This window comes from Streptomyces sp. NPDC005070, from assembly GCF_053600395.1.
In genome coordinates this window covers 1-6,261 of record NZ_JBSFZS010000230.1, presented here as the reverse complement: position 1 = coordinate 6,261, position 6,261 = coordinate 1, and the positions used below count along the sequence as shown (strand labels likewise).

Below are 6,261 nucleotides of genomic sequence, written 5' to 3'. Positions count from 1 at the left end.
GGTGAGAGGCACCGGAAGCGCTGCGGCGCTCCCGGCGACCACCGGGAAAGGTTCGTGCCAGACATGGGAGTTGTCCCCGCCGCCGCCCAAGATCAGGTTGCGGTACGCCAGATAGCCGTCCCCGGCCGAACCGTCGCCGGTGATCGCGTGCCGGTTGTAGTCGAACACGTTCCGCTCGATCAGGGCATAGGCGCCATGGCCGGTCACCACGCCGTAGCCCGCGCCGTGACCGCAGCAGATGATGCCGGTGGGGTGCTGGTTGTGGTGGATGTAGTTGTCGTGCACCCGCACGGTCTGGGCGTTCCACAGACCGATCCGGTTCTGGCCGTCCTGGATGTTCACCGCCGAGCCGCGCCAGTGATCGATCTCGCTGTGGTCTATCTCCACGTTCAGGCTCGAGTCCACCCGGATTCCGTCGGAGTCGCTGGTGTCGACCGCCGAATAGGGGTCGTCGCTCTCCGCACCCTGCAACCGGATCCCGCTGAACCGCACGTTGTCGCTGTGCGTCCCGTCCCCGTCGTTCCCGACCCTGAAGAGGATGCGCGGGAAAGAGGTCGTGAACAGCCGCGGGCCCTGGGGGCGCTGCGACCGGTCGCCGAGGATCTGCACGCCCGGGGCGACCGGCAGAGACTCCCGTCCGGTCAGGTCCAGGTCCACGTTCCCGGCGATCCGGACCACCGCGTCGGGTGTGTCGATCGCCTGCACGAACAGATCCTGCTGGCTGTCGGAGGTGATGGAGAAGGCCGGCGCCGCGGCGGGGGCGGCGGACGCCGCCGGACCTCCACTGAGCAAGAACCCGACGGCGAATGCCACGGTGCCGCCCAGGGCGGAGCGTCGATGCCCGAAAAAGCCCACGACTGATTCCCTTTCGAAAGAGTGGACGATGTGAATGTGTCACTGCGAGGTGAGCGTTCCAAGTCGTGCCGTCCCGTGCCCTGCCGTGCCATCGTGTTCCTTCGTCCTCCGCCGCGGTTCCCGGACCGCGGGCCTCATACGGTGGCCACCTGCCGTACGGTCTGGGGCTGTTCCCCCGCTGCGGCCTCTGCGCTAGGCTCACTCGCCGTCCCTCGCCCTGCGGCAAGGCCACCGATCACGGCCGACACGGCGGTCCGGTCGGCTTCACCTGGCGTTGTCGAGCACACCCAGGAGAGAAATAGAGCCGTGAACAATGTCGATGCGCCCGTTCGGGACGCGGCCGGTCCGGCCGGGGCGGACGCCCGGGAGTTCGGTGAGCTTCAGACCCTGCTCGACGAGGGCACGCGTGCCGTCGTCGACGACGGCGATCTGCGCACCGGCCGGGACCGCTTCGAACACGCCTACTGGATCGCCGAGTCGGTGGGCGACGAACGGTCGATGGCGGTGGCCGCGCTCGGCTTCGGTGGTTTGTGGGTGCATGAGCACCGTACGGTCGCCGGCTCGGTACTCCTGGAATCGCAGATACGCCGGGCGCTGGAGTTACTGGACTCCCAGTCCTCGCTGGCACTGCGGCTGCGGATCAGACTGGCCGGGGAGGGCGGCTATCGCACCAGCGACACCACGGCGGTACTGGCGCTGCTCGAGCAGGCGAGGGCACGGCAGAATCCGATGGCGCGTGCGGAGGCGTTGAGCCTGGCCCATCACTGTCTGATCGGCCCGGAGCATGGCTCACTGCGCCGGGAACTGGCCGCCGAACTGGTCGCGGAGAGTTTCCGTACCTCCCGCCGCAGCGATCTGTTGATGGGGCTGCTGTGGCAGACGGTCGACATGTTCCTGGACGGCGACCCGCACGCGGAACGCTGCCTGGCCGAGCTGCGCGGCCTGCTGGCCGAACAGGACCATCTCGCGGTGGGTTTCGTCGTGAGCGCGATGGAGGTCATGCTCGCCGTCCGCGCGGGTCGCCTCGACGAGGCCGAGGCCCTGGCCAAGGCCTGTACCGAGCGAGGGATCGCCGCCGGTGACGTCAACGCCACGGTGTGGCAGGCCGCCCAGATGGTGACCATACGCTGGTACCAGGGCCGGGTGGGAGAGCTCGTGCCGCTCCTCAGCGAAGTGGTCAACTCGCCGACGCTGAGCGCCGTGGACGATCACGCCATGGCAGCGCTGGCGGTGGCCGCGGTGACGGCCGGGGACCGGCGGAAGGCCGTCAGTGCGCTGGCCACGCTCTGCGGCCGCGACCTCGGCGACCTGCCGCGGTCGAGCAGTTGGATGGTGACGATGCACGGTGTCGCGGAGGCCGCCTATCTCCTCGACGACACCGCCACGGCGGCACGGGTCTACGAGTTGCTGAGTCCCTATGCCCACCTGCCGGTCGTGGGCAGTCTTGCCGTCGCCTGCTTCGGCTCGACCCACCACGCGCTGGGGGTCGCCGCATTGACCATGGGCGACGTCGAGCGGGCCGTGACCCATCTGCGGGACGCGGCGCGGCAGAACCTCGCCCTGGCACACTGGCCCGCGGTCAATGCCTCCTGGGACCGGCTCGCGGTGGCGCTCGTACGGGCCGGCCGGCCGGCAGAGGCCGACGCCGTCCGGCTGGAGATGGCCACGGTCGCCGCGGAGCCGCCGCCGAGGACCGACGGACAGGGCAGCACGGGTGCGCAGGGCAAGGACGGGCAGGCACAGCCCGTGGCCTTCTGCACCCGGCTGGGCCGTAAGTGGCGGATCGGGCTCGGCGGGCGCAGCGTCCTGGTGGAGCACAGCGTGGGGATGCTCCACTTGGTGGTGCTGATCGCCAACCCACGCCAAGAGGTCCGGGCTGCCGAACTCGTCGCCGGGCTGACCGCGTTCAACGAGATCGCCGGGCACTCGGCGCTGCCCGAGCAGCCGGTACTGGACCGGGTGGCGATGCAGGAGTACCGCAATCGTCTGGCCTGGCTGCGCACCGAACTGGACGCGTTCAAGGCTGCCCACGATCAGGAACGTGCCACCGTGGCCCAGGCCGAACACGACTGGCTGATGAGCCAGTTGGCGGGTTCCACGGGCCTGAGCGGACGCGCCCGCCGCTTCCCCGACGGCGAGGAACGCTCCCGGGTCGCGGTGAGCAAGGCCGTCCGCCGGGCCTTGGACCGGATCGCGGCAGCCGACCCGCTGATCGGCGAGCACCTTCGGCACGCGGTGCACACCGGGGTGCGGTGCTCGTACTGGCCCGCCTGACCGGGCCCGTCACGCTGTCGTCCGCCGACCGGCCCGCTCCTGGGCGAAGAACCCGTCGGGCCGGTGGGCGGTGCCGCATCGTTCCCGGCAGCGGCCCGCTCGCGCCGCGTTCGACGGAGACTCGTGCGGGTGCCGGCCCCGCCTGCTGAGCGGTTGGGCCGGCATCTGCGTTCAGGCGGAAGAGCGGGACGGATCAGGTGTCGCCGGGTCTTTCACAGCCCGCCGGGGGTGTGCGTGGCGCGCAGCTTGACGTCGCAGGCCTGCCAGGGTGTCCAGTTGGCGCTGTTGGGGCCGGCCTGCGCGCAGTGGTACAGCGTGCCTGTGTTGTCGACGGCGAACAGCTCGATCCTGCCGGTTCCGCTTCGCTCGGCGCATACGTGACGCATCCTCAGCGTGGTGGCACCGGCCTGCACCGGTATCTGAGCCCACGCCTGCCATGTCCCGCTGCCCGGGGCGGTCTCGAAGCGGCGCCAGAGCATCCCGTCCGGGTTGGTGCCGAAGATCGCCAGGCGTCCGTCGAGGTTGCGGGCCAGGTCGATGGAGTCGAGGATGCCGTCGACCGGCAGTGCCCCGCCCCACTCGCTCTCCGTCTGGGCGTTGGCCACGTTCATCTTGCGCTGGATGAGGAGGCCGTCCTCCTTGATGGCGACCAGCACGGCGCGCCCGTCGGAGCCGGTCTCGACGGCCAACTGGATCGCGGTGCCGCCGAGTTGGGTCCAGGGGGTGAACCAGCCGTTCGAGGCGGTGTCGTCGTTCAGGAAGTCCTGCCAGCGGTGGCGGATGGTGTTGTCGCCGCGGGTCGCGTAGACCTGCAGGCCGCCCCACTGGTCCTGGACCGCGGTCGCCGAGGTGAAGACGGAGTCGAACTGCTGGGGCGCCGTGTAGGTGTCGCTGCCCGCGCTTGTCTGCGCTCGGCGGTTGACGGAGCCGTTCTGGTCGAGGGCGAAGACCTCGACCCGGCCGTCCTGGTTGGTGGCGGCGGTGACGGACTGCCACCCGGGCCCGCCGGCGATCTTGGTCCAGGTCCGCAGGTCACCGCCGGCCGTCAGTTGGCTGGTGTTCCACAGGTTGCCCTGCGCGTCCGTTCCGAACAGTTCCAGCCGCCCGTCACCGTTGCGGGCCACGGCGACCGGCGAACCGAGCGGGTGCGGAGCGTGCAGCGGGAAGGGGGCCGGCAGGAGCAGTTGCGTGTTGCGGTCCTGGTTGCCGCCCATGCGAAGGGTGATGCCGCGGTTCACCTCCTGCGGGTCGTTGGTGGCCAGCTCCCGTGCCAGGGAGGCCAGTTGCGCAGAGGTGCTGGTGTCACCTCCGAAGGAGAGGGGTGCGGCGGGGTCGACCATGGTGGTGAAGATCGAGAGGGTGGCGGGGCCGGCGGAGGAGCCGAACTCCCCCGCGTTCTGCGCGTCGGGGCTCGCCATGATCTCGATGATGCGGCTCTGGATCGGCCAGTCGATGTGCGAGGCCGTGGAGATCTCCCAGAAGCCGCCGGAGATGGGGCTGTTGGCCGGCGCCGGATGGGGGATGATCTTGTTGGCGTGTGTGTGGCCGTTGACCATGGCGATCACGTTCGGGTAGCGCAGCAGCAGTGTCTTGAGTTCGTCGCCGGTGTGCCGGTCCCCGAAGATGCCGCCGAAGATGCCGTCGTCGAGGTTGTCCATGGTGTTGAGCGTGTGGTGGCAGAAGATGACGTACATCTTGTCCTGCACACCACTCTGCGTGACGATGTGGTTGCTGGTGTTGACATAGCGTGAGCTGTTCGCTCTGAGCTGCTGTTCCAGCCAGTTGAGCTGGTCGGTGTCGATCGAGCCGCCCGCGGCGCCCGAGCCGAAGCCGTCGGTGTTGGTGTTGGTGGAGTCGAGGGTGATGTAGCGGATCGGGTCGCCGGAGCCGGACGGGATCGCGTAGTAGGCCCTGTCGATTCCGGCGCCCTGGAATCCGTGACCGACCGGCAGGCCGGCGGTGTTGAAGTGGTCCTGGATGAAGGCCTTGCGCGACAGCAGCCGCCGGTTGGGGTCCGCGACGACCCGGGTTCCCTCCAGGTCCCAGGCGACCATCAGCTTGCCGAAGGTGCCGAGGTCGCTGTAGTTGTCCGGCAGATCCGCGGAGGTGCCGGTGGTCTTGGACGTGCCGACCGTCATGCCCCGCACGTCGACGAGGTTGTTGTCGATGGGCTCGTTGCCCTGCCACAGGCCGTCGTGGTTGCCGTACGCCGCGTACCAGGGCATGCCCAGGCCGTGGGAGACGAACGGCCGGCGGGCCGCGCCCACCGCGCCGCTCGCGTCCAGCAGCCCGGGGACGTAGGGGAATCCGAGGCCGGAGGTGCCGGTGTACTGATTGCCCGGCACCTGCTGCGGCGGCACGGACGGGTAGTAGTAGTGGTTGTCCCCGGTGCCGCCGCCGGTCAGGGCGCCGCCGGCGAAGCTCTGGTCCAGGCCGATGGCGCCGGAGTCCGGGACGATGGTCTGGCCGCCGTCGAGCAGGTCGATGTACCAGCGGTTCTCGTTGTGCTGGCAGTTGTCGATCGCGTCGCCGGTGACGATGGTGAACTGCAGCGGCATCCGGCTCCGCGGGCCCTTGCCGGTCCCGGCGATGGCCTGGCACATCGCGTCGACGACCTGCGTCGAGAGGAACTCGTGACCCCGGTAGGCCGAGTCGGTGGGATACGAGGCGTAGTGCGGGGCGCCGGCGTCGGCGTAGCGGTCCATGAACTCCAGGCGGGCCGGCGACTGGTCGTCCACGATGTGCAGGTCGGTCATCTGCGCGAACGCCGCCAGAGCCGTCGTCGGAGGGCCGAAGCGGGACCAGAGTTCGGTGCGGATGGTGTGCGGCTCGCCCGGCCCGGCGACGAGCCGCTGGTAGCCCGCTCCCTGGGCGTAGCTCGCCCGCTGCACCGTCTGGTCCCACGTGGTGACCACCGGCACGTCCGATGGGGAGGCAGTCGCCGTACCGGCCTTCCTGCCGGCACCCATCGAGGTTGTGGCCTCGGCGGCGGCGCGGAAGCCGCCCGCGTCGATGGCGGCCGCCACCACACCCACTCCGGTCGCCGTCAGTAGCCTTCTTCGCGAGATACCCACGCCATGTCTCCCAGGAGAGGTCGAACCCGTCTCCTCTTGCGGCGTTCCATTTCGTTCC

3 protein-coding genes are annotated in these 6,261 nt (G+C 69.8%); 1 reads left to right on the top strand and 2 read right to left on the bottom strand.

Annotated elements, in window-relative coordinates; all coding sequences use genetic code 11:
- Positions 1-855, bottom strand: an 855-nt coding sequence (locus ACWEBX_RS36325) for a hypothetical protein (RefSeq protein ID WP_451889011.1), incomplete at its 3' end; no start/stop codon positions are given.
- 306 nt (positions 856-1,161) lie between these two features.
- Between ACWEBX_RS36325 and ACWEBX_RS36320 the strand changes: the two genes are divergently transcribed.
- Complete coding sequence (locus ACWEBX_RS36320) at positions 1,162-3,129, top strand: hypothetical protein (RefSeq protein WP_451889010.1); 1,968 nt, start codon at positions 1,162-1,164, stop codon at positions 3,127-3,129.
- A 212-nt stretch (positions 3,130-3,341) separates the two neighbouring features.
- Here ACWEBX_RS36320 and ACWEBX_RS36315 read toward each other — a convergent pair whose 3' ends face one another.
- Positions 3,342-6,203 carry a TIGR03767 family metallophosphoesterase gene (locus ACWEBX_RS36315; RefSeq protein ID WP_451889009.1) on the bottom strand — a complete coding sequence of 954 codons (2,862 nt, stop codon included), beginning with the start codon at positions 6,201-6,203 and terminating at the stop codon, positions 3,342-3,344.
- Positions 6,204-6,261: the final 58 nt, after the last annotated feature.